The 26,727-nt window shown below is 64.1% G+C and carries 22 protein-coding genes and 1 tRNA gene; 12 read left to right on the plus strand and 11 right to left on the minus strand.

The genetic code is table 11. From position 1 onward, the window contains the following. The first annotated feature begins 127 nt into the window (after positions 1-127). A tRNA-Val gene (locus tag EJ069_RS06275) sits at positions 128-203 on the plus strand. 78 nt (positions 204-281) lie between these two features. On the opposite strand, the gene EJ069_RS06280 is transcribed toward EJ069_RS06275, so the two are convergent. From EJ069_RS06280 to EJ069_RS06310, 7 genes are all read right to left on the minus strand, one after another. Next, a complete protein-coding gene (locus EJ069_RS06280; protein ID WP_245456447.1) occupies positions 282-854 on the minus strand; it encodes a hypothetical protein in 573 nt (190 codons plus the stop codon). A gap of 84 nt (positions 855-938) precedes the next feature. After that, on the minus strand, positions 939-1,694 hold the full coding sequence (locus tag EJ069_RS06285) for an ABC transporter permease (RefSeq protein WP_126060563.1): 756 nt from the start codon (positions 1,692-1,694) through the stop codon (positions 939-941). After that, positions 1,691-2,464 (minus strand): ABC transporter ATP-binding protein, encoded by a 774-nt coding sequence (locus tag EJ069_RS06290; protein WP_126060564.1) that lies wholly within the window; start codon positions 2,462-2,464, stop codon positions 1,691-1,693. Before EJ069_RS06290 ends, EJ069_RS06285 begins: the two co-directional genes overlap by 4 nt. Before the next feature lie 100 nt (positions 2,465-2,564). Continuing rightward, positions 2,565-3,617, minus strand: coding sequence for an ABC transporter substrate-binding protein (locus EJ069_RS06295; protein WP_189476191.1), 1,053 nt, complete (start codon positions 3,615-3,617; stop codon positions 2,565-2,567). A gap of 67 nt (positions 3,618-3,684) precedes the next feature. Continuing rightward, positions 3,685-4,119: a VOC family protein gene (locus EJ069_RS06300; RefSeq protein WP_189476194.1), complete on the minus strand. Its 435-nt coding sequence runs from the start codon at positions 4,117-4,119 to the stop codon at positions 3,685-3,687. A gap of 2 nt (positions 4,120-4,121) precedes the next feature. Beyond that, positions 4,122-4,856 (minus strand): FadR/GntR family transcriptional regulator, encoded by a 735-nt coding sequence (locus tag EJ069_RS06305; protein WP_126060566.1) that lies wholly within the window; start codon positions 4,854-4,856, stop codon positions 4,122-4,124. Beyond that, complete coding sequence (locus tag EJ069_RS06310; RefSeq protein ID WP_245456448.1) at positions 4,853-6,289, minus strand: FAD-binding oxidoreductase; 1,437 nt, start codon at positions 6,287-6,289, stop codon at positions 4,853-4,855. Before EJ069_RS06310 ends, EJ069_RS06305 begins: the two co-directional genes overlap by 4 nt. A 241-nt stretch (positions 6,290-6,530) precedes the next feature. Here EJ069_RS06310 and EJ069_RS06315 point away from each other — a divergent pair, with 241 nt between their 5' ends. Together EJ069_RS06315 and EJ069_RS06320 are read left to right on the plus strand one after the other, a co-directional pair. Next, on the plus strand, positions 6,531-7,709 hold the full coding sequence (locus tag EJ069_RS06315) for a M24 family metallopeptidase (protein ID WP_126060567.1): 1,179 nt from the start codon (positions 6,531-6,533) through the stop codon (positions 7,707-7,709). Further along, the gene (locus EJ069_RS06320; protein WP_126060568.1) at positions 7,696-8,901 is read left to right on the plus strand and encodes a M20 family metallopeptidase; all 1,206 of its coding nucleotides are present in this window, start codon (positions 7,696-7,698) and stop codon (positions 8,899-8,901) included. The genes EJ069_RS06315 and EJ069_RS06320 overlap by 14 nt, the downstream gene beginning before the upstream one ends. 33 nt (positions 8,902-8,934) lie before the next feature. Here the strand turns inward: EJ069_RS06320 and EJ069_RS06325 are convergent, their stop codons facing one another. Beyond that, entirely contained in the window at positions 8,935-10,215 is a 1,281-nt protein-coding gene (locus EJ069_RS06325) for a M23 family metallopeptidase (protein WP_126060569.1), read from the minus strand. Positions 10,216-10,518: 303 nt separating this feature from the next. On the opposite strand from EJ069_RS06325, the gene EJ069_RS06330 reads away from it, so the two are divergent. Together EJ069_RS06330 and EJ069_RS06335 are read left to right on the plus strand one after the other, a co-directional pair. Then, entirely contained in the window at positions 10,519-11,520 is a 1,002-nt protein-coding gene (locus EJ069_RS06330; protein ID WP_126060570.1) for a sterol desaturase family protein, read from the plus strand. Then, complete coding sequence (locus EJ069_RS06335) at positions 11,517-12,653, plus strand: GNAT family N-acetyltransferase (protein ID WP_126060571.1); 1,137 nt, start codon at positions 11,517-11,519, stop codon at positions 12,651-12,653. The genes EJ069_RS06330 and EJ069_RS06335 overlap by 4 nt, the downstream gene beginning before the upstream one ends. A 41-nt stretch (positions 12,654-12,694) precedes the next feature. Here EJ069_RS06335 and EJ069_RS06340 read toward each other — a convergent pair whose 3' ends face one another. Beyond that, the gene (locus EJ069_RS06340) at positions 12,695-13,162 is read right to left on the minus strand and encodes a peroxiredoxin (RefSeq protein WP_126060572.1); all 468 of its coding nucleotides are present in this window, start codon (positions 13,160-13,162) and stop codon (positions 12,695-12,697) included. Positions 13,163-13,257: 95 nt separating this feature from the next. Between EJ069_RS06340 and EJ069_RS06345 the strand changes: the two genes are divergently transcribed. Beyond that, positions 13,258-16,665 carry a DUF3971 domain-containing protein gene (locus tag EJ069_RS06345; RefSeq protein ID WP_126060573.1) on the plus strand — a complete coding sequence of 1,136 codons (3,408 nt, stop codon included), beginning with the start codon at positions 13,258-13,260 and terminating at the stop codon, positions 16,663-16,665. A 63-nt stretch (positions 16,666-16,728) separates the two neighbouring features. Here the strand turns inward: EJ069_RS06345 and tyrS are convergent, their stop codons facing one another. Beyond that, a complete protein-coding gene (tyrS, locus tag EJ069_RS06350) occupies positions 16,729-17,982 on the minus strand; it encodes a tyrosine--tRNA ligase (RefSeq protein ID WP_126060574.1) in 1,254 nt (417 codons plus the stop codon). Between the two features lie 232 nt (positions 17,983-18,214). Between tyrS and EJ069_RS06355 the strand changes: the two genes are divergently transcribed. Next, a complete protein-coding gene (locus tag EJ069_RS06355; RefSeq protein ID WP_126060575.1) occupies positions 18,215-19,858 on the plus strand; it encodes a glycosyltransferase family 39 protein in 1,644 nt (547 codons plus the stop codon). Positions 19,859-19,906: 48 nt separating this feature from the next. Beyond that, the gene (locus tag EJ069_RS06360; RefSeq protein ID WP_189476197.1) at positions 19,907-20,776 is read left to right on the plus strand and encodes a phosphatase PAP2 family protein; all 870 of its coding nucleotides are present in this window, start codon (positions 19,907-19,909) and stop codon (positions 20,774-20,776) included. A 27-nt stretch (positions 20,777-20,803) separates the two neighbouring features. On the opposite strand, the gene EJ069_RS06365 is transcribed toward EJ069_RS06360, so the two are convergent. After that, complete coding sequence (locus EJ069_RS06365; RefSeq protein WP_095818525.1) at positions 20,804-21,478, minus strand: alpha/beta hydrolase; 675 nt, start codon at positions 21,476-21,478, stop codon at positions 20,804-20,806. A 267-nt stretch (positions 21,479-21,745) separates the two neighbouring features. On the opposite strand from EJ069_RS06365, the gene EJ069_RS06370 reads away from it, so the two are divergent. The 4 genes from EJ069_RS06370 (at position 21,746) to sufD (ending at position 26,697) form a co-directional block, all read left to right on the plus strand. Beyond that, positions 21,746-22,906 (plus strand): cysteine desulfurase family protein, encoded by a 1,161-nt coding sequence (locus tag EJ069_RS06370; RefSeq protein ID WP_126060576.1) that lies wholly within the window; start codon positions 21,746-21,748, stop codon positions 22,904-22,906. Between the two features lie 190 nt (positions 22,907-23,096). Next, positions 23,097-24,617, plus strand: coding sequence for a Fe-S cluster assembly protein SufB (gene sufB, locus EJ069_RS06375; protein ID WP_126060577.1), 1,521 nt, complete (start codon positions 23,097-23,099; stop codon positions 24,615-24,617). Positions 24,618-24,644: 27 nt separating this feature from the next. Continuing rightward, the gene (gene sufC / locus EJ069_RS06380) at positions 24,645-25,400 is read left to right on the plus strand and encodes a Fe-S cluster assembly ATPase SufC (protein ID WP_042644485.1); all 756 of its coding nucleotides are present in this window, start codon (positions 24,645-24,647) and stop codon (positions 25,398-25,400) included. Positions 25,401-25,425: 25 nt separating this feature from the next. After that, a complete protein-coding gene (gene sufD / locus EJ069_RS06385) occupies positions 25,426-26,697 on the plus strand; it encodes a Fe-S cluster assembly protein SufD (RefSeq protein ID WP_126060578.1) in 1,272 nt (423 codons plus the stop codon). Positions 26,698-26,727: the final 30 nt, after the last annotated feature.

Below are 26,727 nucleotides of genomic sequence, written 5' to 3' on the forward strand. Positions count from 1 at the left end.
AGCAATCAGGAGAAGGTTTTTTGACAGCGGCGTCGAGGCCGGGGAAAACCTGCCGCGACAGGCGCGCCGTACGGTTCATTTGGCCTTGCGAAGCCGAGCCTAACTGCTTAAAGGTCCGCGCTCAGGCGGGCGATTAGCTCAGTTGGTAGAGCGCTTCGTTTACACCGAAGATGTCGGCGGTTCGAGCCCGTCATCGCCCACCATTACGCCGAACAAGCTTAAGCAGAACGCGGCAGCGGCCCTTGCCAGGGCCACCGCCTTATCGAGCTGCGGTCAGGCCGCTACTGCCTGACGTAGCAGCGCTTGTGAGCGCCTGGAGCGGGATCGTCGCCGAAAGCGTCGTTGCTGCAGCGAACGCCGTTCCTGAAGACGTCCTGCGTGTATTGGCCGCGTGCGCCGTATCTGACCATTGCGCGGCCACGGAAATCGCAGAACTCACCCTCCCTGGCGCAGGCGACCCATTCGCCGCGGTCCGGGCGCGAGCCGTAGTCATCGTCCCCGTAATCGTTGTCATCGCCATAGCCGCCGCCACGCGCCACGAAATAACAGGCCTTCTCGCGGCCGGGGGCGGGGTCGCCAAAAATGCGATTCGAGCAAGGGATGGCTCGACGATCGAAAAACCGGGAGGTCATTCGACCGCGCGCGCCGTAGACCACTTCCGTTGGGTAAGGCAGGCGGCAAATGCCACCCTCATTCGCGCATCGCCGCAGCTGCTGCGCCGACGCGGTGGTGGGGAACAGGGCCGTAGCGGCCGCGGCCAAGCCGACGAGGCAGATGAAGGCCAGCGTTGCTCGGATCGAGACGTGAAAAGTTCTTAACACGAATTGTCTCCCGGTTTGGTTGTACGCCGGCATCCTACAGCAGGCGGATTAAATGCGCGATGAATGCCTGATCGGGAGGCTATTGTTAACTCGGGCGGTCCCACGGGCGGCCGGGGCTCAATATTTAATGATCCGCCGCTCAACGAGGACCACCAGGCAGAACAGCGCGATCGACAGCGATGACGAAAGAACGATCGCGGCGTAGAGCCGGTCGGACTGATAGTTGAAGGTCGCCTGGATGATCAGCGCGCCGAGCCCTTTGTCCGAGCCGATCCACTCGCCGACGATGGCGCCGATCACGGCGGTGGCCGACGCGATCCTGAGTGACGAGAACAACATCGGCAGAGCACGGGGCAGGCGCAGGCTCCAAAAGATCTCCGAGCGTGTCGCCGACAGCACCCGGAACAGCTCGTGTTCGTTGTCGCTGGCCGAATCGAGGCCGCGGATCATGTTCACCAGCGTCGGGAAGAAGCAGATCACCGCGGCGATGACGATCTTCGGCGTCATGCCGAGGCCGAAGATCAGGATGATGATCGGCGAAAGCGCCAGGATGGGGATGGTGTTGAAGAACAGCACGATCGGGAAATAGGCGGCCTGCAGGACGCGGCTGTGGACGAAGAGCACGGCCAGCAGCACGGCAGCGAGATTGCCGATGACGAAGCCGGCCAGCGCCTCGATCAGCGTCGGCCGCAGATAGTCGACGAGAAGCGCAAAATTCTTCTGGAAGACACCAAAGATAGCGGTGGGCGTCGGCACGATATAGGCCGGCACGCCGAGCAGCGGCAGAATGTATTGCCAGGCAAGCAGGATCGAAGCCGCGCCCAGGACCGGAAGCGCGACCGTCGTTTGCGGGGAGAGCGGCGCCTGTCTCACGATGCGCGCTCCAGCGCCGTTCGCAGATCGGCCATGGCGGCGACGATCGCCGCATCCTCGCGCTTGCAGCGATTGCCTTCCTGCTTGAGGGGCCGCATGTCGAGGTCCTTGACGACACGTCCCGCATTGGCGGCCAGCACGATGACGCGCTCGCCGAGATAGGCGGCTTCGGCGATCGAATGGGTGACGAAGAGGATGGTCGTGCCGCTGCGCCGCCAGAGCGCCAACAGCTCGTCGTTCAACCGGTCGCGTGTGATCTCGTCGAGCGCGCCGAAGGGTTCGTCCATCAACAGCAATTTGGGCTCGCCGAGCAGGGCGCGCGCGATCGCCACGCGCTGGCGCTGGCCGCCGGAGAGCTGGTGCGGCAGGCGCTCACTGAGGCCGCCGAGTCCCATCAATTCAAGCAGTTCCGTGCTGCGATCCTCGATCTTGCGTGTCAGGCTGCGCAGGCCGACGCCAAGCGGCAAGCGCACATTGTCGCGCACCGTGCGCCAGGGAAGGAGGGTCGGATCTTGGAAGACGAAGCCGACATCGCGGCGCGAGCGCACCGTATGCGGCGTCTGGCCAAGCACGCTGATCGCGCCGCCGAGCGGATCGAGCAGGTCGGCCACCACCCTGAGCAAGGTCGACTTGCCGCAGCCTGACGGGCCCAGGATCGACAGGAAGGAACCGGCCTCGACGGTGAGGTCGAGGCCGGCGAGCACTTTGACGGCCGTCTGCCGGCCGCCATAGCCGACATCCAGCCGTCGCGCTTCGATCGCGTGCGGCATTAGATCAGCACAACGTCTGATTGGACCGTCATGCTGATCTAACTCTTAGTTGGAGCATGATTTTTTCCAAAAGCCGGTTCCCACTTTTTGAGATCATTCTTTACGCGGCGGGCGCGTCGAGCTTGGGCCGGTCGGCGGCCGAGAGTTTGAGTATCTTCGTGGTGTAGACATCGGCGGCCGCCGGGCGACCGTTTGGATACTGGCCAACCTTGTCGAGCAGCGCCAATTGCTCCTCTATCGAGGCCGGGTCGAACGTGCCCCAGCCGTCCTTGGCGGTGGCGCCGTCAAAGGAGAGTTTCAGCACCAGATTGACGGTCTTTTCCTCCCAGCCAAGATCCATTTCCGGATAGGCGGCGACCATCTTCTTGACCGCTTCCTGCGGATTGGCATGCACCCAGCCCCAGCCTTTGCCGACGGCGCCGATGAACTTCGCCAGCGTCTCAGGATCCTTTTCGATTGCCGCGTCGGTAGCGAAATAGACGTCCGCGTAGGAGCTCAGCCCGAGGTCGCGCGTCAGAAGGTCGATGCGGTCGTCGCCGACGACGCTGAGCGCCTGGGTGTTGGTGATCCAGCCGCCGATGGCGTCGACATCGCCGCGCACCAGCGGCGCCTTGTCGAAGCCAACATTGACGATGGTCACCTCCGACGGGTCGATGCCGTTCTTGGCCAGGATCTCGTCGATGACGAAGCGTGCGGTCGGCTGGATGCCGATCTTCTTTCCCTTGAGATCGGAGACACTGCGGATCGGCTTGGCCGGTTTCGAGGTCAATGCATAAGGACCGGTGCGGAAGCCGCAGGCGATGATCTTGATCGGCACGCCGCTGGCGCGGGCAGAATATAGCTGCGGCGTTTCCGAGAACTGCCCAAGCTGGGCGGCGCCCGAAATGACCGGCGGCACGGTCGACGCGTTGGGGCCGCCGGGGCTGAACTCGACCTCCAGCCCAGCGTCCTTGAAATAGCCGTTGGCGACGGCCGCGATATCGCCGATCTGTCCGTTGGACATCAACCAGTCATACTGGATGACGACCTTGCCCGCGGCCTTGGCGCCCGGCGTCAGCACCAGCTGCATGCCGGCAGATATGGCCGCAACGGCTGCCATGCCGCCTTTTACAAACGCACGGCGGTTCAATTCGAAGTCCCTGTTCCCACTCATTTTTCGCTCCTGTTGCAGACTTTTTTCGTCTCTTCTCCAGGCGCCGTTCCCTTCGGCCCGGCGTCGTCTACGGCTGTTCGTCGTGGTAATCGCCAGGGCCGCCGTCGAGCCAGGCGTAAAGCTCCCAAAGCGTGTCGTCCGGGTCGCTGAAATAGGCGCAGCGCGCGTTCCAGACGTAATCTTCGGGCGGGCCGTAGAAGGGCACGCCCTTGGCGCTCAATTCGCCGTGCAGCCGGTCGATGTCGGCCGGCGTGTCGAGCTGCACGGCGACGCAAACCTTATGCGCGTGGCGCGGCGATCTCAGGTTGGGCACGCCGGTGTGCCGGTTGATGTGGTCGAGCTCCCAGGCAGCGAGCGTCACGCCCTCGCCATGGAAATCGGCAAAGCCTTCGGCGCGGCGGCGCAAGCGGAAGCCGAGCTTGTCGACGTAGAAATCAACCGTCCGTTCGATATTTTCGACCAGCAGGCAGACGTCGGAGATGCGGGTGACGCTCGCAGGCATGGCTATCTCGCTCCGGTGTCTTTCGAGAGCGGCAGCTTGACGCCGACGCGGTTGGCGGCGCCGACGATATGCGTGCGCATCGCCGCCTCCGCCGCGGCCGGATCGCCCGCCACCAGAGCCTCATAGATGCGCACATGCTCGCCGACATTGATCTCGACGAGGTCGTGCAGCGGGTTCGTCATGCGCGCGTAGTGGATCGAGTGGCGGATCTGCTCGCAGACGAACGAGATGAAGGTGTGGATGTAGCTGTTGCCGGTGGCGCGCGCGATCTCGCGGTGGAAGAGCAGGTCGGCGTCGATGCTGCCTTCTTCCCAACGCTCCTCGCCGCCCATGCGGTCGAGCGCAGCCTTGATCGAATCGAGATGGCCCTGATTGCGGCGCGCCGCGGCGAGCGCAGCCGATTCGGCCTCGAGGATGCAGCGCAGCTCGAACAGCCGCTCCATGTTGTGCGTGTCCTTGAGCGCCTCGCGGTCGATGCGGATCGCTGCTCGCTGCTCGGGCGCCAGCACGAAGGCGCCGACGCCTTGGCGCGCCTCGATCATGCCGTCGGCGCGAAGCTGGGCGATCGCCTCGCGCACGACATTGCGGCTGACGCCGAATTTTTCGGACAGTTCCTGCTCGGTCGGCAGGCGCGCGCCGGGGTTCAATTCGCCGGATTCGATCCCGCGGCTGAGGAAGGCAGCGACCCGGTGCGGCAATGTCTCGACAGTGCCGATGGCGGCCAGTCTCTGCTTCATGGAAAAGTCTCCGTCGCGGGCAACAGGCAACCGGGATTCATCAGGCCCTTGGGGTCGAGTGCGCTCTTCAGCGCCGCGACCATGCGGCGATGCGCCGGCGAAAGCCCGGCCCAGAATTCCTTGCGGCGGCTGCGGCCGATGCCGTGCTCCGCGCTGATCGAGCCGCCGAGACCGATGGCGATTTCATAGAGCCCGGCGATGACTTCGGCACCCCAGGCACGGGCTTCATTCTCGGCGAGTTCGAGCGGGGGCAACACGTTGAAGTGGATGTTGCCGTCACCGGCGTGGCCGTAGGCGAGCGGGATCCAGCCGGGATGGTCATTCGCGACGAAGCGGCGGGCTCTTTCGATGAGGCTGGGGATGTCGGAAATCCTCACCGACAGGTCGGTGCGCACATGATAGCCACGCTTGGCTTGGCCTTCGACCAGACCTTCGCGGATCGCCCAAAAACTCCTGGCCTGCGTCGTGCTCGCGGCGAGAACCGCGTCGGTTACAAGGCCATTTTCCATGGCATCGCCGAGGAGGCCGGCCAGCAAGCTGTTGAGGTCGATAGCAGCGCTGGATGACAATTCGATCAGCACGTGGACGGGCGCGGCGACCGGCGCCCTCATCGCCGGGTCGATCAGCTTGGCAAGCTCGATGCATTCGGCACCGATGATCTCGAAAGCGGAGATGAGGTCCGAGCAGTCGCGGCGCGCCTGGTTGAACAGCGCCACGGCCGCCTCGAACGAGGCCAGGCCGAGGTAAGCGGTCTCGGTTCGCGCCGGTTTCGGAAACAGCTTGACCTCGACACCGGTGATGATGCCGAGCGTGCCTTCGGAGCCGATGAAAAGCTGCTTCAGGTCGTAGCCGCTGTTGTTCTTGCGCAGACCGGAGAAGCCGTTCCACAGTTCGCCGTCCGCCAGCACGACTTCGAGACCCAGTATCAGGTCGCGCGCCATGCCATAGCGCAGCACGTTGACGCCGCCGGCATTGGTCGCCGCATTGCCGCCGATCTGGCAGCTGCCTTGCGCGCCGAGCGCGAGCGGAAAGAGGCAATCTTGCACCTCGCAGGCGTCCTTGATCGTCTGCAGCACGCAGCCGGCATCGGCTTGCAGCGCGAAATTGTCTCTATCGATCTGCCGGATGGCGTTCAGCCGCTCCAGGCTCAAGACGACCAAGCCGCTGCCCTTGCTGTCGATTGCGCCTGATACCAGCCCGGTGTTGCCGCCTTGCGGAACGATGCCGAGCCCAAGCTCGTTGCACAAGCGCATCAGGGCCTGGACTTCGCCGACAGAGCCGGGCCGCAGCACGGCAAGCGCTTCGCCGCGATAATCGCCCGCCCAGTCGCTCAGATATTTCGCCATTCCAGCCGGCTCGGCGGCAATGCCGTTTCGGCCGACGGCGCCTTCCATGGCGCTGAGTATTTCCGGCGAGAGGCGATGAACGGTCATCAAGGTTCACGTCTGGATATCGGGTGATACATATCATCCTACAACTTAGTTCGAGTCAATCGCTCTGTTCGGCGAACAGGTCACCGGCTCGTTCAAGGCAGGTGGAACTAACCATGGCGTCCGGCAAGCCGAGACTGCTCGGTAGGCCCTGCCTATGCACCGTCCTGGCCGATTGTCGTCGCTCACGACCACCGCGATGGTAGGACGATAGGGCTTCGTCCCCGACCGGTGAGGAGAAAAGATGATTGAACTGCCTTTTGCCCGCGCAGAGTACCAGCGGCGGCTCGGAAAAATCCGCGCTGAGATGGCCAGGCGCGGCATCGAACTCCTCATCGTCAACGACGTCGCCAACCAGCACTACATCACCGGCTATGACGGCTGGTCGTTCTATACGCCACAGGTGGTGCTTGTTCCGATCGAGGACGCGGAGCCTGTCTGGATAGGCCGCGCCATGGATGCCGCCGGCGGCTTGCTGACGGCCTGGATGAAGCCGGAAAACGTCGTCGGCTTCCCGGAGGACCATGTCCAGCGCGCCGACCGGCATCCGATGGACTGGATCGCGGCCTGGATCGTCGCCAAGGGCTGGGGCAACCGTCACATCGGCATCGAACTCGAAGCCTATTATTTCTCGCCGAAGGCGCATGCGCGGCTCGTCGCCGGACTGCCCAACGCCAAATGGCACGACGCAGACCTCCTCGTGAACTGGATCCGCGCGGTCAAGTCGGCGCCGGAAATTGACTATTTGCGCAAGGCCTCGAAACTGGCAGAAGCGGCGGTCGCGCGGGCCTATGAGGTCATCGCGCCAGGTGTGCGCGAATGCGACGCGATTGCTTCCATTCAGGCGGCCCAGATCGCCGGCAGCCCGGATTTCGCTGGCGACATCACGGCGCTGCCGCCGACGATCCTCGGCGGCGAAAACGCATCCGCGCCGCATATCATGTGGAGCGACCGGCGGTTCGGGAAGGACGAAACCATCGCGCTTGAGCTCGCTGGCGTCTGCCGCCGTTACGCGGCGGGGCTTGCTAGGACCATGCAGCTCGGCAAGACGCCAGCCCGCGTCGCGGACACGGCAAAGGCGGTGATCGAGGGCATGGATACGGTGCTCGACACCGCCCATCCAGGCACGACCGCCGAAGCGGTCGAAGCGGCCTGGCGCAAGGTGATTGCGCGTCACGGGCTGAAGAAGGAATCGCGCATAGGCTATTCCATCGGCGTTGCCTATCCGCCGGATTGGGGCGAGCATACGATCAGCCTGCGGCCCGGCGACAAGACGGTGCTGCAACCGGGCAATGTCGTTCATTCCATCCTAGGCATGTGGATGGATGGCTGGGGCATCGAGGTCAGCGAGACCATTCTGGTGACCGAGACCGGCAACGAGACGCTGACGAAGTTCCCGCGGGATATCCATGTCAAAACCTGACCGGCCGCCCGAGATCGATGCCGGAATTCTCGATCGGATGATCGAGATCCGGCGCCGTCTGCACTGCCACCCCGAGCTGTCGAACCGGGAAGCGGGCACGCAGCGCTATTTGCGCGAGATGCTTGCAAGGGAAGGGATCACCGAAATCCGTGATGTGGCCGGCTACGGGCTTGCCGTCGACATCGTCGGCACCGGCCGGCCTTCGAACCGCAAGGTGGCTATCCGCGCCGATATCGACGCCCTGCCGATCGAAGAGGAATCCGGCGTCGACTTTGCATCCAAAAATCCGGGCGTGATGCATGCCTGCGGCCACGACGCCCACGCCGCGATGGGCTTTGCGGTCGCCGCGCATCTCAATCGCTCACGCGACAGTTTCGGCGGAACGGTTCGCCTCATCTTCCAGCCGGCCGAGGAAGATGAACCGTCAGGCGGCAAACGGGTGATCGAGGAGGGGCTTCTCGACGACATCGATGCCGCGATCTGCGTCCATGTCGATCCGTATACGCCGTCGGGCAAGGTGGCCGTCGGCCCGGGTCCCTACACTCTCGCCTGCGACACGTTCGATGTGCTGGCCACGGGCTCGGCGGCGCATGCGGCAAAGCCCTATGAAGGCATAGACGCGCTGACGGTCGCCTGCTCCATGGTTAGCGAGCTGCAGAAGATCGTTTCGCGCGAGACCGATCCCTATGATCCGCTGGTCATCTCGGTGACCGCCATCAATGGCGGCAATGCCTATAACGTCACAGCCGGCAAGGTCGCGTTCAAAGGCACCATCCGCAGCGGCAACGACGCCACTCGCGTGCGGGCCTGGCGCCGGCTTCGTGAAGAGCTGGAAGGAATAGCGGCAAGCCACGGCGCCAGCGTAAAGATCGACATCCATCGGGGCGAACCGGGCGTCGTCAACGATGCCGGTATGGCCGCGCTCATCATGGCCGGCGCCAGGGCCAGCATCGGCGCGGACAATGCTCTCAACATGCCTGGATGGAGCATTGCCGACGACTTCGCTTACTACAGCGAGAAACGCCCGTCTGTGTATTTCCGGCTCGGCATCCGCAACGAGGAGGTCGGATCGGTCTACCCGCTCCACCATTCCAGGTTCCGTGTCGACGAGACGGCGTTGAAGAACGGCGTCCTTACTCTGGTTTCGGCGGCAACGATGTACCTGGCCGGACAGGAGAATTACGGCGCTTAGCCGATCCGCAGGCGCCTTTGTCGGATAAGCCGGTCAAAGGTATTGCGCGACCTTCTTGCCGACAGTGAGGAAGCGCAGCGGGTCGACCGCCTCGCCGTCGTGGCGCACCTCGTAATGAAGGTGCGGGCCGGTCGAGCGGCCGCTGCTGCCGGTCTTGCCGATGATGTCGCCGGCGGCGAGCTTCTGGCCGACAGTGACGTCGATCTCGCTCAGATGGCCGTAGCGTGTGGCAAAGCCGTTGCCGTGGTCGACCTCGACCATGCGGCCGTAGCCGCCGGCCCAGCCGGCCCTGGTGACGATGCCGGCGGCCGTGACCTTGGCCGGCATGCCGATCGGCGCCCTGAAATCCATGCCCGTGTGCAGGGCGGCGCTGCCCAGGATCGGGTCCGTGCGTACGCCAAACGGGCTGGTCACCGGATGGCCAGGGGCGGGGTTGGCGAGCGGCAGCTTGCGCGCCTCCTTCTTGACCCCGTCAAGCGCGTCGAGCGCCTCGTCCAGTTCCTTGACCTTGCTGTCGAAAACCAGCGAGGGATCGAGCGGCACCAGTGGGCCGCCGACGTCGCTTTTGTTGAGCTCGCTGTCGACCGGCAAGCCCGCGGCTTCCAGCGCCTGGGTTATGGCATCGGCATTCTTGTAGGCGCTGTCGGCAAGCGTGGTGATGCGCGAGAGCTGCTGGCTCTCGATGGCCTTCAGCGAGGCGTTGATCGAGACGAACAGCTTGTCGGCGCGATCAGCGGCGGTTTCACCCTCGAGCGGATCGGACCTTGTCGACCAGAGCGAGAAGGGCCTGGTGTCACCGGCGCTCAAGGATGCGACGGAATAGGTCGGCGCCTGGGAGAGGCTGCCGGTGATCTCTGCGGGTTCATCGCGTTTGGCCGCTGCGGCGCCTGCCGCGGGCGCGTCTCCAACCTCGTTCTCGGCACGCTCGAGGATCGGGCCGAGCCGCCCGTGGCGCTCGCTGAGCTGGGTCTGCCTGGCCAAGAGCTCGCTGACCTTGGTTTCCATCAGCTGCTGGTCGAGAAGCTGGCGGCTGGTGATGCGGTCGACCTGGGCACGAAGGGCCGAGATGCGGTCCTCATAGGCCTGCTGCATGCGCGCCTGCCTGGCCGTCGTGGCGCCGATCAGGTCGTCGCGCAACACCAGATAGGACGTGGCAAGCAGATAGCCGATGGCGATTGCCGCCACGGCCGAGCCGAGGAAGGCGGCAAGCCAGGGGCGGATGGTGAAATGCCTTATCTCGTTGCCGCGGGCGATGATGACCGTGTGCGGTTCCTTGCGCCTGCCGAAGACAGCTGACTGACCGGTTGGTTTCACGGGGACCAGGCTTTCGTTACGGGACCAACGACAAGCCTGATTACACATTATTAGGGTTAACAAAGGCTTGCCGGGTCGACCGCGCGGCGCCGAATGCACGCAGCACGGGCACGAGATTGCGCGAAAATCTCCTGGACGCGCCGCCATGTCGCTAAATCGTTGGCAACGAACACTAATGTTCTGCCAGGGGCAGCCTGTAGCTCTCAGAGTAAGGCGCGGTTTCTTAACTCTCTTCGATTGCGTTTAGTTGACGTTTTTCGAGTAAAGGCGTGTTGGTGTTTGGGATTCACCGTGGCGGTAGGAATGCTGGACGATCTGGTTGGCAAGATCCTCGACAAGATATCGGGCACCAGTCTGCTGGCGACCGGGCTTTTGCTGCTGACTGCCTTTGTCAGCGCGCTTGTAGCCTATTGGCGCACGGTCGATGAAAAGAGCTGGAAGGAGTTCTTCGAGTTCGTCATCCCGCACGAGGTCATTACCCATCCCTCCGCGAGGGCCGACCTTCTGTTCTGGGTCACCAAGAAGGCACTGATGCCTTTCCTGATGCTGCCCGCCGGAATCGTCTTCGTCACCGCGGTGGGGTACGGGACTAACCGGCTGCTTTCGACACTGTTCCACTTCCAGCCGCCTCTGACCGAGGGGCCGGCAGGGCCGGTGACGGTTCTGATCTTCACCGTCAGCATGCTCCTCGCCTACGACATTTCCTATTATCTCTATCACGTCGCCCAGCATCGCTATCCGCTGCTCTGGGAACTGCACAAGGTGCATCACTCGGCCGAGGTGATGGTCGGGATCACCAAGGACCGGGTCCATCCGCTAGACGAGTTGATGAACCGAGCCTGGGACGGCATCATCGTAGGGTTCTGCTTCGGCATCTGGTCGCTGATTTCGCTGAACCTTGTCGAACTGACCGTTTTTGGCGTCAACGTCTATGTCATGCGTAACATCCTGATGATGGATTTCGTCAGGCACACGCATTTCAAGATCTCGTTCGGCCCGCTCAACCATTTGATCCTGTGTCCCCACTGGCATCAGTTGCATCACAGTGTCGATCCGCGCCACTACGACAAGAACTTCGGGCTGCTCTTCTCGTTCTGGGACCGGCTCTTCGGAACATTGTGTGTGCCGAGGCCTGACGAGGACTTCAAGTTCGGGCTGGTCGACCGCGATGTGCGTGACTATCAGTCGCTCGCAGGCCTCTACGTCATGCCGCTGAAGCGGATGTGGGGGCATATCGCCAGGCGCGTCCGGCCCGGAAAGCCACGGTCACGCACCTCGCGAGCCTCGGAGGGGACACCGCCATGAACGGTCCCGTTGTGCTCGCAATCGCGCGGACACACACCTTCGAAGTCGTGACGTCGGCGGCGCGCCTGGCCGAGATCGCACCGGCCTGGAGGGCGCTCTGGCAGCGAGCTGGCGGGCTTGTCTTCCAGCACCCGGACTGGATTGCGGCCTGGTGGCGCACCACCCCGCAGCAGGAGCGGCGCGCGCTCAGGATTGGGCTTGCCTGGAACGGCGACCGGCTCGACGGCGTGATAGCGCTCGCGACCTTCAGGCGTTCCGGCATCCGCATACTCGAATGGGCGGCGAAGGATCACAGTGACTATGGCGACGCGCTGGTTGCACCCGACAGCGACCCGCGGGCGATCTCCCGCCTCTGGCAGTATGTTTTTGACCAGGGTGGCTTCGACCTGATCTATCTCAACCGTCTGCTGCCGGATGCCGGTGTTCATGCCCTGCTGGAACCGGCCCATGGCAAGGCGCTTCGGCCCAATCACCGCACTGAAATCAGCTATCGTGTCGCTGGCTCCTGGCAGCGTGGGGCGGAATGGTTCGAGACGTTGTCCAAGAAGGGCCGGCAGAACTATCGTCGTGGCCGCAAGTTCATGGAAGAAAGCGGTGCATTGCGTTTCCGGCTGCTGGACGCGGCGGAGTCGCGCGAGCCGGTGCTCGAGCGCGTCGCGGCCTTGAAGCGCCTCTGGCTCGCTCGCCATGGTCGTGCCTCGGATCTGTTCGATAAGGGCTCGCCGGTTCTTGCCGCGCTTACTTCGGTGCTGGCCGACCTCGGGCTGTTGCGCATCTTCGTCCTGGAGCTTGACGACACGATCGTCGCCGTCTCGATCAATTTCGAGCAGCATGGCACGATGATGGCTTTCGTCACCACCTATGATCCCGAATACGAGCGCGCCTCGCCGGGCATGGTGCTGATGATGGACTATATCCAATGGTCGTTCGACCGTGGCCTTGCCACCGTCGATTTTCTCTGCGGCGGCGAGGATTTCAAGCGGCGCTTCGCCACGCAATCAGTCACGCTGTCGTCCATGATGGGTGCGCGCGGTTTGCGTGGCCATCTTGCCGCGCTGGCCGACCAAGCGAGCCATCGTTCGAAATCCTGGAGGACGCGGCGGCAGCCGAAGGCCGAGGCACCTGACGATTAACGACCATAATTGTCGATTGCTTTGATGGGCTTTGGCGACGTTCAGAGCGCGCGCACGGCCTCGAGCACTTCTTCGGCATGGCCCTTGAGGCGAACCTTGCGCCAGACGCGGGCAATGCGCCCATCCTTGCCGATCAGGAAGGTGGCGCGTTCGACACCCATATAGTTGCGTCCGTACAACGTCTTCTCGACCCACAAATGATAGGCCTCGATCACCTTGCGCTCCTCGTCGGCGACGAGATCGACGGTGAGATCGTACTTCGCCTTGAATTTGTCGTGTTTCTTCACGCTATCGGGGGACAGCCCGATCACTTCGGCGCCGGCCTTCTCGAACTCCGGCTTCAGCTGCGAAAAGCCGATCGCCTCGCTGGTGCAGCTTGTGGTGTCGTCCTGCGGGTAAAAGTAGAGTACAACGGGCTTGCCCCGGAGCGCGGCGAGACTGAGGGAGCCGCCGCCGTCACGCGGAAGATCGAATTGGGGCGCTGCGTCGCCCACCTCGAGATCAGCCATATCGATGCCCTTGTTTGCGGTTACGCGCGGGAATGCATCGATATAACGTGAGGCGGGGATTCGTCCATGACGAGTTCGTCACAACGGAAGATTGCTTGGATCAGGAAGACCCGCAGCACGAGAAGATCAGGTTCAGGCGTGACGAGATCACCGACCTGGCGAAGCTCCCGTCCGCCTGCAGCGTGCCGCCGCTTGGCCGCGCGGTGGTGCGGCGGCGCTTCCGGGTCCTCGGCCGCGTGTTTGCCGGGCTTTGCGCGCTCGTGCTTCTGGCGGCGGCGGGCGTCTATGTCCTGGGGGCCTCGGGCATCGGCACGGAACGGCTCCGGGCCGAGGCGGAGACCGCCATCGAGAAGCTGGCAGGGGTCGACGTCAATGTCACCGTCGGCGCGGCGCGGCTGACCCTGGACGGATCGAGCTTCATCGCCCTGCAGGTGAACGATGTCAGCCTCAAGACGGCTGACGGCAAGCCGATGGCCGATATCGGGCGAGTGCGTTTCGGCATGCGCCTGCTGCCGCTGCTTTCGGGCGATGTCCGGCTGACCAGCGCCAGATTCTCCAACGCGCACATTGTCGTGGCGGCCATGCCTTCGGGCGGCGGTGACTGGACGGCGGCGCTGCGCAACGAGAACGGGCTTGTCGACCCGGAGAAAGTGTCGGCGGCGGCATTCGCCGGCGTCAACGACGCGCTGGATGCCGTGCGCGAGGACTCGATGCGCCAGATCGATCTGCACAACGTCGAGTTCGAATTGCCGGGCACCGGGCTGGTCAAGCGCGTGACCGTCACCTCGGCAACCGTCGCGCAGACCGGTGCCGGGCGCATGCAGTTCTCCTACGATGCCGATGTCGACGGCCGGCACGCGACCTTGACCGCAACCGCGACCCGCGATGCGACGGCAAGGCGGATCGCCTCGCTGGATGCCAGCATCGAGATGGAAGGCGCGGGCACCTCCGGCGAGGGCGGCTCGACCGAGGCTGCCCCGGCGGCCGATGGCGCCAGACTGGGTTCGATCACTCTGAAGCTTTCGGGCTCGGAAGCGTCGGCCGACAGCCCGTCGCGGCTGGCGGCCTCACTCTCGCTCACCGGTTCCGTGCTCGACCTGGACGAACGCGGGCTGCTGCCTGTCGATGTCGAAGCCGATGCCACGCTGATGGCCGGCTCGAACAAGATCTCGGTCGACCGGCTGCTGATCAAGAACGGTCGCTCGAGCTTCGACTTTGCCGGGTCGATCGGGCCGAAGCCGGCAGCCGCCGGGGAGGAGCCTGCATACCGCTACGATCTCACCAGCGACGGCTCGACGCTGGCGCCCTCGGAATCGCCCGAACCGGCGCTTCAGTTCCTGGCCCGCATCGCAGGCGTCTATCAGCCGAAGAGCCGAAAGGTCGTCGCCGAGCAGATCGGCGTCCGGTCCGGCGGATCGGGTGAAGTGCTGGGCGCGGCCACCGTCGCCTTCGTCGACAACGGTCCTCCGGGCGTGTCGCTGTCGCTCAACGTTCACGACATGCCGGTCTCGCATGTGAAGCAATTGTGGCCATGGTTTTCGGCCCGCAATGCGCGGCTTTGGGTGCTGGGCAACCTGTTCGGCGGTACGGTGACCGACGGCAACCTGCAGTTCCAGGTGGTGCCGGGGCGCCTGGGCAATGGCGTGCCGCTCACCGGCGACGAGGTGTTCGGCCGTTTCCAGATCGAAGGCTCGCGCTTCGATACCGCCGGGCGCATCCCGCCGGTCCGCGACGCCGTCGGTGTCGTCGCGTTCCACGGCAATGATGTCGACATCGCGCTCTCATCGGGCAGCGTCTACATGCCGAGCGGGCGCACCGTGGCGGCAAGCGGCGGGACGCTGACGATCAAGAACGCCAATCGACCGATCGTGGTCGGCGGACTCGACATCGACGTCGCGGGTGAGGCGCCGGCGGTCGCCGAGCTTGCCTCCTACGAGCCGATCAACGCTATGCGCCATGTGGGGCTGGCGCCCGAGGACCTGTCCGGCACCGTTACCGGCCACGTCAGGGCAGACATTCCGCTGACGAGGGGCATGGACACCTCGAAGCTCGATTGGCTGGTTTCCCTCGACTATCAGGACCTGTCGCTCGCCAAGCCGTTCGAAGACCAGACCGTTACCGAGGCGGACGGCTCGATAACAGTGGGGCCAAAGCAGGCGGTGATTTCGGCGGAGGCCAAGCTCAACGGCATTCCGGCCGAGCTCGATCTGGTCGAACCGCTTGCCGATGACGGGCCGGCGCGCAGCCGCAAGGTCACGTTGATCCTCGACGACAAGACGCGCAACGCCAGCATGCCTGGGCTGTCGGACCTGCTTTCGGGAACCATCAAGGTCGCGATCGACAAGAGCGGCGAGGACGCCCAGCAGGTCTCGGCGGACCTGACCAATGCCAGGCTGGATATTCCCTGGGCGGGCTGGAGCAAGGGCGCCGGCATTCCGGCCAAGGTTGCTTTCAACATGGCGAAGTCCGGCAGCACAACGACGCTGTCGGATTTCGCTCTCGACGGAAAAAGCTTTTCGATCGACGGCAATGTGACGCTGGTCAACGGCGCGTTGTCTGCGGCCCGCTTCAGCAAGGTTGCGTTGAACCGAGGCGACGACGTTGCCATTTCAGTCAAGCGCGCCGGCAAGAGCTACGCGGTCGACGTCAGCGGCGCGTCGCTCGACGCCCGCTCGCTGATCAAGCAGTTCACCTCCGATGTCGACACCGCCACCAAGGGAGCCGGCAGCGACGCGATCTCGGTGAGCGCCGATGTGGCATCGCTGACCGGTTTCCACGACGAGGTGCTTTCCAATCTGAAGCTCGAATACAGCGCCGCCGGATCGCGCGTGAACGGGCTCAACGTCACCGCCGCGGCAAGCTCGGGCGCCCCGATCACGATCAACAACACCACCAGCGAAGGCGGCCGGGTGCTCAGGGTGAAGTCGGCCGACGCCGGCGCGATCCTGCGTTTCCTCAACGTCTACGAGCATATGGAAGGCGGCGCGATCACGCTGTCGCTCTCGGGCGCCGCGGACGGACCGATGAAGGGACAGGTGGATGCCCGCAACTTCTATGTCGTCAACGAGCCCAAACTCGCCTCGATCGTGTCGACCACGCCGGCCGGCGATACACGCAGCCTGAACGAGGCCGTAAAGGGCAATATCGATACGTCCAGAGTGCAGTTCGAGCGCGGCTTCGCCGAGATCGACAAGGGGTCCGGCTATCTGAGGCTGGCGAACGGCCTGCTGCGCGGTCCACGTATCGGCACGACCTTCCAGGGAACGCTCTACGATCCGAACAACAACATGGACATGACCGGAACCTTCATGCCGGTCTATGGGCTGAACCGCATCTTCGGCGAATTGCCGCTGTTCGGGCCGCTGCTCGGCAACGGACGCGACCGCGGCCTGATCGGCGTCACCTACCGGCTGCGCGGCAACGCCAACAAGCCGACCCTCAACGTCAATCCGCTATCGGTGGTGGCGCCCGGCATATTCCGCTCGATCTTCGAGTACCGATAAACTCGATCCCGAAAAGCGGTCTCCGGCTTTCGGAAAGGACGACGATCGAGAAGGCGCGGCCGATCAGATCGGCCGCACCAGCACGTGCTTCTTCTTGCCGAGCGATAGCTTCACCACGCCTTCCGGACCGAGATCCTGGGACGTGACGATACGCCGGTCGTCGGTCAAGGGCAGGTCGTTGATGCGCACCGCGCCGCCCTGGATATGCCGGCGCGCCTCGCCGTTCGAGCCGGCCAGTCCGGCCGTGACGAACAGCGCCAGGATGCCGATCCCGGCTTCGAGGTCCGATTTGGCGACTTCGACGCTGGGCAGCGTGTCGGCGAGCGCGCCTTCCTCGAAGGTCTTGCGCGCCGTCTCGCTTGCGGTCTCGGCCGCCTCGCGGCCGTGCAGCATGGCCGTGATCTCGGTGGCGAGGATTTTCTTCGCCTCATTGATCTCCGAGCCACCGAGCTTTTCCAGCCGCGCCACCTCGTCCAGCGGCAGCGTGGTGTAAAGCTTCAGGAAGCGGCCGACATCGGCGTCCTCGGTGTTGCGCCAGTACTGCCAGAATTCGTAGGGGTTCAGCATGTCGCCGTCGAGCCAGACCGCGCCCGAGGCCGACTTGCCCATCTTGGCGCCGGACGAGGTGGTGAGCAGCGGCGTGGTCATGGCGAAGAGTTGCACGCCCTCCATGCGGTGGCCGAGGTCGATGCCGTTGACGATGTTGCCCCACTGGTCCGAGCCGCCCATCTGCAGCCGGCAGCCGACGCGCTTGTAGAGCTCGACGAAGTCATAGGCCTGCAGGATCATGTAGTTGAATTCGAGGAAGGACAGCGACTGCTCGCGGTCGAGCCTGAGCTTCACGCTGTCGAAGGCGAGCATGCGGTTGACTGAGAAGTGCCGGCCGACATCGCGCAGGAAATTGACGTAGTTGATCTGCATCAGCCAGTCGGCGTTGTTGATCATGACCGCGTCGCCGGGGCCGCTGCCGAACTTCAGATAGGGCGCAAAATTCCGGCGGATGCCGACCAGATTGCTGTCGATATCCTCAGGCGTGAGCAGCTTGCGGGCTTCGTCCTTGAAGGACGGGTCGCCGATCATCGTGGTGCCGCCGCCCATCAGCGCGATCGGCCGATGACCGGTCTGCTGCAGCCAGTGCAGCATCATGATCTGGATCAGCGATCCGGCATGCAGACTCCGGGCCGTGGCGTCGAAGCCGATATAGGCGCTTACCGTTTCCGTGGCGAAGAGCTTGTCGAGGCCGGATTCGTCCGAAATCTGGTGGATGAAGCCGCGCTCGCTCATGATGCGCAGGAAATCGGATCTGAAGGCGGACATTTGTTCTTCCTGGAGGTCGCCGGGCACTTGGCCATGCTTGATATGAAGGCGCGCGTTTAGCATCCAAGCGCGATCAGCAAAAGTGGTTTCCGGTTTTGCGTCCTTTGCAGCGAGGCCGCATATCCTTGCTTCATGCCTTTTGCTCGCGTAATGAGGCGCCCTCGCAAGGGTAACACATCCCAAGCGCCGCGACGGGGCCATCCCGCAGTTTCAGATCGGACGAGCTCCCGCGATGAACAGGAACTACATTCTCCTCTTTCTGTTCAGCATCGTCGTGACCGTCAGCGGGCTGGCCAGCCTGCCGCCGGTGGACCGCGACGAATCCCGCTTCGTCCAGGCGACCAAGCAGATGGTCGAGACGGGTGACTATGTCGACATTCGCCTGCAGGACGTCACCCGCTACAAGAAGCCGATCGGCATCTATTGGCTGCAGTCGGCGGCGGTGGCGCTGAGCGGCGAGGGGGCCGCGGCGCCGATCTGGGTCTATCGCCTGGTCTCGATGCTGGGCATCGCGATCGCGGTCGTCGGCATCGGCTGGACCGGGACAAAGCTCTTCGGCGCCAATGCCGGGCTCGCCGCCGGCCTGATGATGGCGGCGATCTTCGCCACAGCCTTCGAGGGACGCGACGCCAAGACCGACGCGATGCTTCTCGCCTGCTGCGTGATCGCGCAGGGCGCGTTGGCCCAGGTCTATATAGCTGCCAAGCGCAACGAGCCGGTACCCGGCCATCTGCCGTGGATCTTCTGGATCGCGCAAGGGTTGGGCATACTGATCAAGGGCCCGGTTTCGCCGCTCTTGTCGCTGCTCACAGCCGCCGCCCTCATCGCCTTCGACCGCGAATGGCGCTGGCTGCTGAAGATGAAGCTGGTGGGCGGCGTCCTGATCGTGCTCGTCATCGTGCTGCCATGGCTAGTCCTCATCACCTGGAAGAGCGGCGGCGCCTTCTTCCAGGAGGCGGTCGGCAAGGACATGCTAAACAAGGTGGCGCAGGGCGAGGAATCGCATGGCCTGCCGCCCGGCTTCTATATGCTGACCTATTCGCTGTTCATGTGGCCGTTCGGGCTGATCGCTGTCGGCGCCGGGCTGCAGGCGATCAACCGGTTCTGGGACGATCCGCGCCTGCGCTTCTGCCTGGCCTGGTACATCCCGTTCTGGCTGGTGTTCGAGGCGATCCCGACCAAGCTGCCGCACTATGTCATGCCGGCCTATCCAGGCATGGCGCTTTTGATTGGCTGGCTGCTCACGCTGCCGGCTGACCTGGCCAACGCGCCACTCAAGCGCTGGCAGACATGGCTTTGGTGGGCGACCGCCTTCGGCCTTGCCGTGGTGGCGATCGGCCTCGCCGTGGTCTGCGTCGGCGCGCCGCTCTATCTCACCAAGACCTTCTCCTGGTGGAGCATACCGGCGGCGATCGCCGCCCTGGTCACGGGCTATCTTGCCTTCCCCAGGCAGTTGCAGGTGCCGCTTCCGCGCCTCGCCGCGATCGCGGTCGGCGCCGGCATCACCTTCAGCCTGCTGTTCGGGGTCATCGCGCCGTCGCTGAAGCCGATCTGGCTTAGCCCCGCGGTCAAAGCCGCGGTCGACGCCAACCGCCTTTGCGACACCACCGTGCTTGCCTCGGCGAAGTTCCAGGAGCCGAGCCTGGTCTTCCTGGTCGGCACCAAGACCGTGCTCACCGACGTCGAGGGCGTGGCGCGGCATCTGCTCGACGATCCGTCCTGCGCGCTCGGGCTGGCGCCGATCAAGGACGAGCAGAAGCTTGCCGATGTGCTGACCGCCCAGGGCAGGTCGGCCAAGCGGCTGACCGAGATCGACGGCATCAACTATTCGTCAGGAGACAAGCTTGCGCTCGGGCTTTACCGGGTGGCGCCGTGATGAATAGCTTCGGGCATCGAATGCACCTATAGACTTAGCGCCAAAGCCATGTCCGCCGCGCCCCTTGCTCTCTACCGCCGTTCGCTCGGCAATTTCCGCGACACGATGTCGATCGTGATGCGGCGCTTTGCCGTGCGGCCGGCGCGCTATCCGAGAATCTTGTGGAGCGTCTGGCTGCTGGCCTGGGTGCTGCTCACGGTGGGGATCTTCCTGCGCCTCGACGCCGGCGCGGGCGAAATGCGCGGCGAATGGTCGCCCGGCTTCGTGCGCTTCACCGATTTCTTCACGCAGTTCGGCCTGGGCGGCTGGTATCTCATTCCGTCAGCGCTCTGCCTCGTCGCCGCCAACCTGACGGATTGGCGCGGCCTGTCCCGGCGCGGCCGGATGCTGGTCTACAACTGGACGTGCTTCGCCTTCCTGGTGCTCTGCGCCGTCGGCCTGTCCGGTCTCTCGGTCAACCTGTTGAAATACGGCATCGGCCGGGCCCGGCCGCTTTATTTCGACAGCTTCGGCGTCCTGTCGCTGCATCCTTTCGCCATGGATGCGCGCTTCGCCGGCTTTCCCTCCGGCCATGCCACGACGATGGGCGCGGTGTTCGGCATCCTGCTGCTTTTGTTCCCGCGGCGCTGGTATGTCGCGCTGGCGGTCACCGCCTGCATTGCCTCGACACGCGTCTTCGTCGGCGCGCATTATCCAAGCGATACGGTTGCTGGCTTCGGCCTAGGGCTGGCATTCGCGGTGGTTTCGGGGCTGGTGTTCGCCCGGCTCGGTTTCATCTTTGGCCAGACAAGCGCGAAGCTGCCGGTGCGCAAACGGACATTCCGGCTGGCACCCTCCCGCGCGCCGAGAGGCAGAGTTTCGATGGCCGGCCCGGTCGTAGGCGGCGAGATCGGCGCCGACCGGACGCCAACCCATTAAAGCTCTTCGACTGTACAGCTGTCCCGCTTAGCGCAGCCGCTTCGGCCTCGGATCCGCGAGCTCGCCGGCGAGGCGCCGGTCGAGGTAGTCAGCGCATTCATGGATCAGCAACTCGGCGTCATTGGCGAAGAAATGGTTGGCGCCGGGCAGCGTCTTCTGGGTGATGGTGATGCCCTTTTGCGTGTGCAGCTTGTCGACAAGCCCCTGCACGTCCTTGGGCGGCGCCACCTTGTCGGCATCGCCATGGATGATCAGGCCGGATGAAGGGCAGGGCGCCAGGAACGAAAAATCGTAGGTGTTGGGCTGCGGCGCCACCGAGATGAAGCCCTCGATCTCCGGCCGGCGCATCAGAAGCTGCATGCCGATCCACGAACCGAAGGAATAGCCGGCGACCCAGCAACTTTTCGAATCCGGGTGTAGCGACTGTACCCAGTCGAGCGCCGCGGCCGCGTCCGACAATTCGCCGGTGCCGTGGTCGAACTCGCCCTGGCTGCGGCCGATGCCGCGGAAATTGAAGCGCAGCACGGTGAAATCGCGCTTTTGGAACATGTAGAAGAGGTCGTAGACGATCTTGTTGTTCATCGTGCCGCCGAATTGCGGGTGCGGATGCAGCACGATGGCGATCGGCGCGCTCTTTTCCTTCGAGGGCTGATAACGTCCCTCCAGGCGACCAGCCGGACCGGCGAAAATGACCTCAGGCATAAAATACTCCACGTGGCATATGAATGCGCTAGCCCGGAACTCTTTCGGCCCTGACTGTCCTGCGGCCCCAAACCTTCTGTGGCCTTGACGCCGGGCGAGCGTCTTCCTAGAAGCTAGTTTAGAATTGTTCAAAACTGGGCGGCCGAAACCCGATGGTCCGGCCGCCCGCGCCGCAAGCCGGGTAAATAGGACGGCTTGCCTTGCAATTTCAAGGAAATAACGCGCTATCCTCGCGGGATAGTTGGCGGAAGGACGAACTGAGCGAAAATGGCCGCAACCCGCGCCTATCTCGACTACAACGCCAGCGCGCCGCTCATTGCGGAAGCGCGGGCGGCGATGGTCGCCGCGCTCGATGCCGCCAACCCGTCATCTGTCCACACGGAAGGGCGCGCCGCGCGCCGGCTGGTCGAGGATGCGCGCCGCGACGTGGCGCGGCTGGTCAACGCCAAGCCCGAGCATGTCGTGTTCACCTCCGGCGCCACCGAAGCCGCCTCGACGCTGCTTACGCCGGACTGGCAGATGGGCCGCGGCGCCATCCGCATGAGCCATCTCTATGTTTCGGCGGCCGACCATCCCTGCATCCTCAATGGCGGGCGCTTCGCGCCGGCGCAGGTGACGCGGATCGGCGTTGACAGCAACGGCATCGCCGATATCGAGGCGCTTGCCGCTGTGCTTGCCCAGCATGACAAGGCAGCCGGCCTGCCGCTGGTGGCGATCCACGCCGCCAATAACGAGACTGGCGTCGTCCAGCCGGTCGGGCGCATCGCCGAAATCGTCAAGGTCGCCGGCGGGGTGCTGGTCGTCGACGCCGTGCAGGCCGCCGGGCGGATTCCGCTCGATATGTCAGGCCCTTATGCCGATTACCTGATCCTGTCCTCGCACAAGATCGGTGGTCCCAAGGGCGTCGGCGCGATCGTCGCCGCGTCCGACCTGATGATGCCGCGGCCGCTGGTCAATGGCGGCGGCCAGGAGAAGGGCCATCGCGCCGGAACGGAAAACGTCGCCGGGATCGCCGGTTTCGGCGCCGCCGCGCGGGCAGCACATGCGGGCTTGGACGACATGGACGCCATCGCGCGCCGACGTGACGAGGTCGAGGCCATCGTGACCGAACTGGCGCCGGACGCGGAAATCTTCGGAAATGGCGCTCAAAGGCTTGCCAACACGACATTCTTCGCTATTCCCGGCGTCAAGGCCGAGACGGCGCAGATCGCTTTCGATCTTGCCGGCGTCGCGCTGTCGGCGGGCTCGGCCTGCTCGTCGGGGAAGGTCGGGCCAAGCCATGTGCTGAAGGCCATGGGCCATGGCGATAGCCTGGGCGCCTTACGCGTCTCGATCGGTCGCGCGACCGGCGCCGAGGAGATAGAAGCCTTCCGGGCCACGCTGGCGGGCATAGTCACGCGCCGGGCGGGCAAGGAAGAAGCCGCCTGACGGCGGCGAAGATGAATTCAGGCCCTGCGGCCTGGTAGAGTGGTGCGTTTTGTCCTGGCCGGGTGAATTTCCGGCGGACACGCACTATATGGAGCTTACTCCGCTGCGCACCCCCGCCGGGATGCGATCACAGCGGTGCCATAGTTTGAAAACTGCCGGGCCTTGACCCCGGCGTGGATGGAGAACGCTTATGCCTGCTGTGCAGGAGACGATCGATCGAGTCCGAAAGATCGACGTCGACCAGTATAAATACGGATTCCAGACAGAGATCGAGATGGACAAGGCCCCGAAGGGCCTGAGCGAGGACATCATTCGCTTCATCTCGGCCAAGAAGGATGAGCCGGACTGGATGCTGGGATGGCGTCTGGAGGCCTACCGCCGCTGGCTGACGCTGGAAGAGCCGACCTGGGCGCGCGTCCACTATCCGAAGATCGACTTCCAGGACATCTACTACTACGCCGCGCCGAAGAGCACGCCGGGGCCGAAGTCGCTGAGCGAGGTCGACCCGGAACTGCTCAAGGTCTACGAAAAGCTCGGCATTCCGCTCAAGGAGCAGGAAATCCTCGCCGGCGTGCAGAAGCCCGCGGTGGCGGACGAGGAAGCGGAGATAGGCGACAACGTCTACAAGTCCGGCCGCGTGGCGGTCGACGCCGTGTTCGATTCCGTGTCCGTGGTCACCACCTTCAAGGAAGAGCTCGCCAAGGCGGGCGTCATCTTCTGCTCGATCTCGGAAGCGATCCGCGAGCATCCGGAACTGGTGAAGAAATATCTGGGCTCGGTCGTGCCGACCTCGGACAATTTCTACGCGACACTGAACTCGGCCGTGTTCACCGACGGCTCGTTCGTCTTCGTGCCCAAGGGCGTGCGCTGCCCGATGGAGCTGTCGACCTATTTCCGCATCAACGAGAAGAACACCGGCCAGTTCGAGCGCACGCTGATCATCGCCGAGGAGGGGGCTTACGTCTCCTATCTCGAAGGCTGCACGGCGCCGCAGCGCGACGAGAACCAGCTGCATGCCGCCGTCGTCGAGCTGGTCGCGCTAGACGATGCCGAGATCAAATATTCGACGGTGCAGAACTGGTACCCCGGCGACGCCGAGGGCAAGGGCGGCATCTACAATTTCGTCACCAAGCGCGGCGACTGCCGCGGCGACCGCTCGAAGATCTCGTGGACGCAGGTCGAGACGGGCTCGGCCATCACCTGGAAATATCCGAGCTGCATCCTGCGCGGCGACGATTCAAGCGGAGAGTTCTATTCGATCGCGGTCTCGAACGGCTATCAGCAGGTCGATAGCGGCACCAAGATGATCCATCTCGGCAAGAACACGTCGAGCCGCATCATCTCCAAGGGTATCGCCGCAGGCTTCTCACAGAACACCTATCGCGGCCAGGTCTCGGCGCATCGCAAGGCGGCCAACGCGCGCAACTTCACCAATTGCGATTCGCTTCTGATCGGCGACCAGTGCGGCGCGCACACTGTGCCCTACATGGAAGCCAAGAACGCGACGGCGAAGTTCGAGCACGAGGCGACGACGTCGAAGATTTCCGAGGACCAGAAGTTCTACGTCATGCAGCGCGGCATTCCGGAAGAAGAGGCGATCGCGCTGATCGTCAACGGCTTCGTCAAGGACGTCATCCAGCAGCTGCCGATGGAGTTCGCCGTCGAGGCGCAGAAGCTGATCGGCATCAGCCTTGAGGGTTCGGTCGGCTGACCGCAATACGATATTCAGGAAGAGATTATGCTTGAGATCAAGAATTTGCATGCCCGCATCGTCGATGACGGCACCGAGATCATCCGCGGCCTGAACCTGACGGTGAAAGCCGGCGAGGTCGCGGCGATCATGGGTCCGAACGGCTCGGGCAAGTCGACGCTGTCCTATATCCTCGCCGGCCGCGAGGACTATGAGGTCACCGAGGGCGACATCCTCTATAACGGCCAGTCGATCCTCGAAATGGACCCGGCCGAGCGCGCCACCGCCGGCATCTTCCTCGCTTTCCAGTATCCGATGGAGATACCGGGCGTGGCGACCATGGAATTCCTGAAAGTGGCGATGAACGAGCAGCGCAAGGCGCGCGGCGAGGAGCCGCTCAAGGTGCCGGAGTTCCTGAAGCGCGTGAAGGAAGCGGCCGCCTCGCTGAGCATGGACATGAACATGCTGAAGCGGCCGCTCAATGTCGGCTTCTCCGGCGGCGAGAAGAAGCGCGCCGAGATCCTGCAGATGAAGCTGCTGGAACCAAAACTCTGCGTGCTCGACGAGACCGATTCCGGCCTCGACATCGACGCGCTGAAGATCGTGTCCGACGGCGTCAACGCGCTGCGTTCTCCGGAGCGCGCCATTGTCGTCATCACCCACTACCAGCGCCTGCTGGAGCATATCGTGCCGGATTCGGTGCACGTGCTCTACAAGGGCCAGGTCATCAAGTCGGGCGACAAGTCGCTGGCGCTCGATCTCGAGGCCAACGGCTATGCCGGTGTGATCGGCGAAGCCGCGTGAGATGGGAGCGGTCGAGGCAAAAGTCATGAACATGCATGCACAGCCCCAGCGGACCTTGGCCGAGACGGCGCTGATCGACGCCTTTGGCGAGCGGCTGTCGCAACTGCCCGGCGACGGCGCGGTGATGGTCAAGCGCGACGACGCGATCGAGGCGATCAAGCACGGCCTGCCGACGCGGCGCGTCGAATCCTGGCATTACACGGACCTGCGCCGGTTGCTGACCAACGTGCCGGCTTTCGAAGCCGACGCCGTGGCCAAGGCATTTGCGCCGGTTCTTGAAGGGTCGGCCGTGCTGCCTGTGCTGAACGGAACCTCACAGACGAAGCTGCCGGAGATCGAAGGCGTCACCGTGCAGCGCTTGTTGGAGAAGCTGACCGACGGGAGCGTTGCGCCGGGACTCGATCCCTATGGCGACGACGACGCGATCGGCGCTCTCAACACCGCTTTCGTCGCCGACGGCTATTTCGTCGATATCGCCGACGGCGCCGAGCTGGAAAAGCCGATCGAATTGCAGAATTTGCAGGCGGGCGGCCAGTCGCATGTGCGGCTGTTGACGCGTGTCGGGGCCGGCGCCAAGGCGGTGATCGTCGAGCGCCAGACGGGCGAGGGCGACGAGGCGCTCGTCTCGTCGGTCAGCCAGCTCGTGGTCGGCGACGGCGCGGAGGTGACCTGGCTGATCGTGCAGGAGCAGCCGGACACGGCCACGCATCTCGCCCAGTTCAAGGCGCATATCGGCAAGGATGCCAAGCTGACGCTGTTCGTGATGAATGCCGGCGGCAAGCTCGTTCGCCAGGAGGTCGTCGTCAGGACGACCGGCGAAGGCGCCGATTTCAAACTGCGCGGCATCAACCTTCTGGCTGGCGACACGCACACCGACACCACCATGGTGCTCGACCATGCCGTGCCGCACACGACGTCGACAGAAGTGATCCGCAACGTCGTGACCGGCAAGGCGCGCGGCGTCTTCCAGGGCCGCATCAATGTGCATCAATACGCGCAGAAGACCAACGCCAAGATGGCCTGCAACACGCTGCTGCTGTCCGACGATGGCGAGTTCTCGACAAAGCCGGAGCTGGAGATCTTCGCCGACGACGTGGTCTGCGGCCACGGCGCCACGGTCACCGAGATCGACCACAACCATCTGTTCTACCTGATGGCGCGCGGCATCGACGAGAAGTCGGCGCGGGGCCTTCTGGTGAAGGCGTTCGTCGCCGAAGTGATCGAGGAACTCGAAGACGAGGCGCTGGTCGATGCGCTCGAAGAGCGGCTCGACGGCTGGTTTTCGACGCACGGCTAGCGCCTAACCTTCTCCCCTTGTGGGAGAAGG

This window comes from Mesorhizobium sp. M2A.F.Ca.ET.043.05.1.1, assembly GCF_003952445.1.
GTDB lineage: Bacteria > Pseudomonadota > Alphaproteobacteria > Rhizobiales > Rhizobiaceae > Mesorhizobium.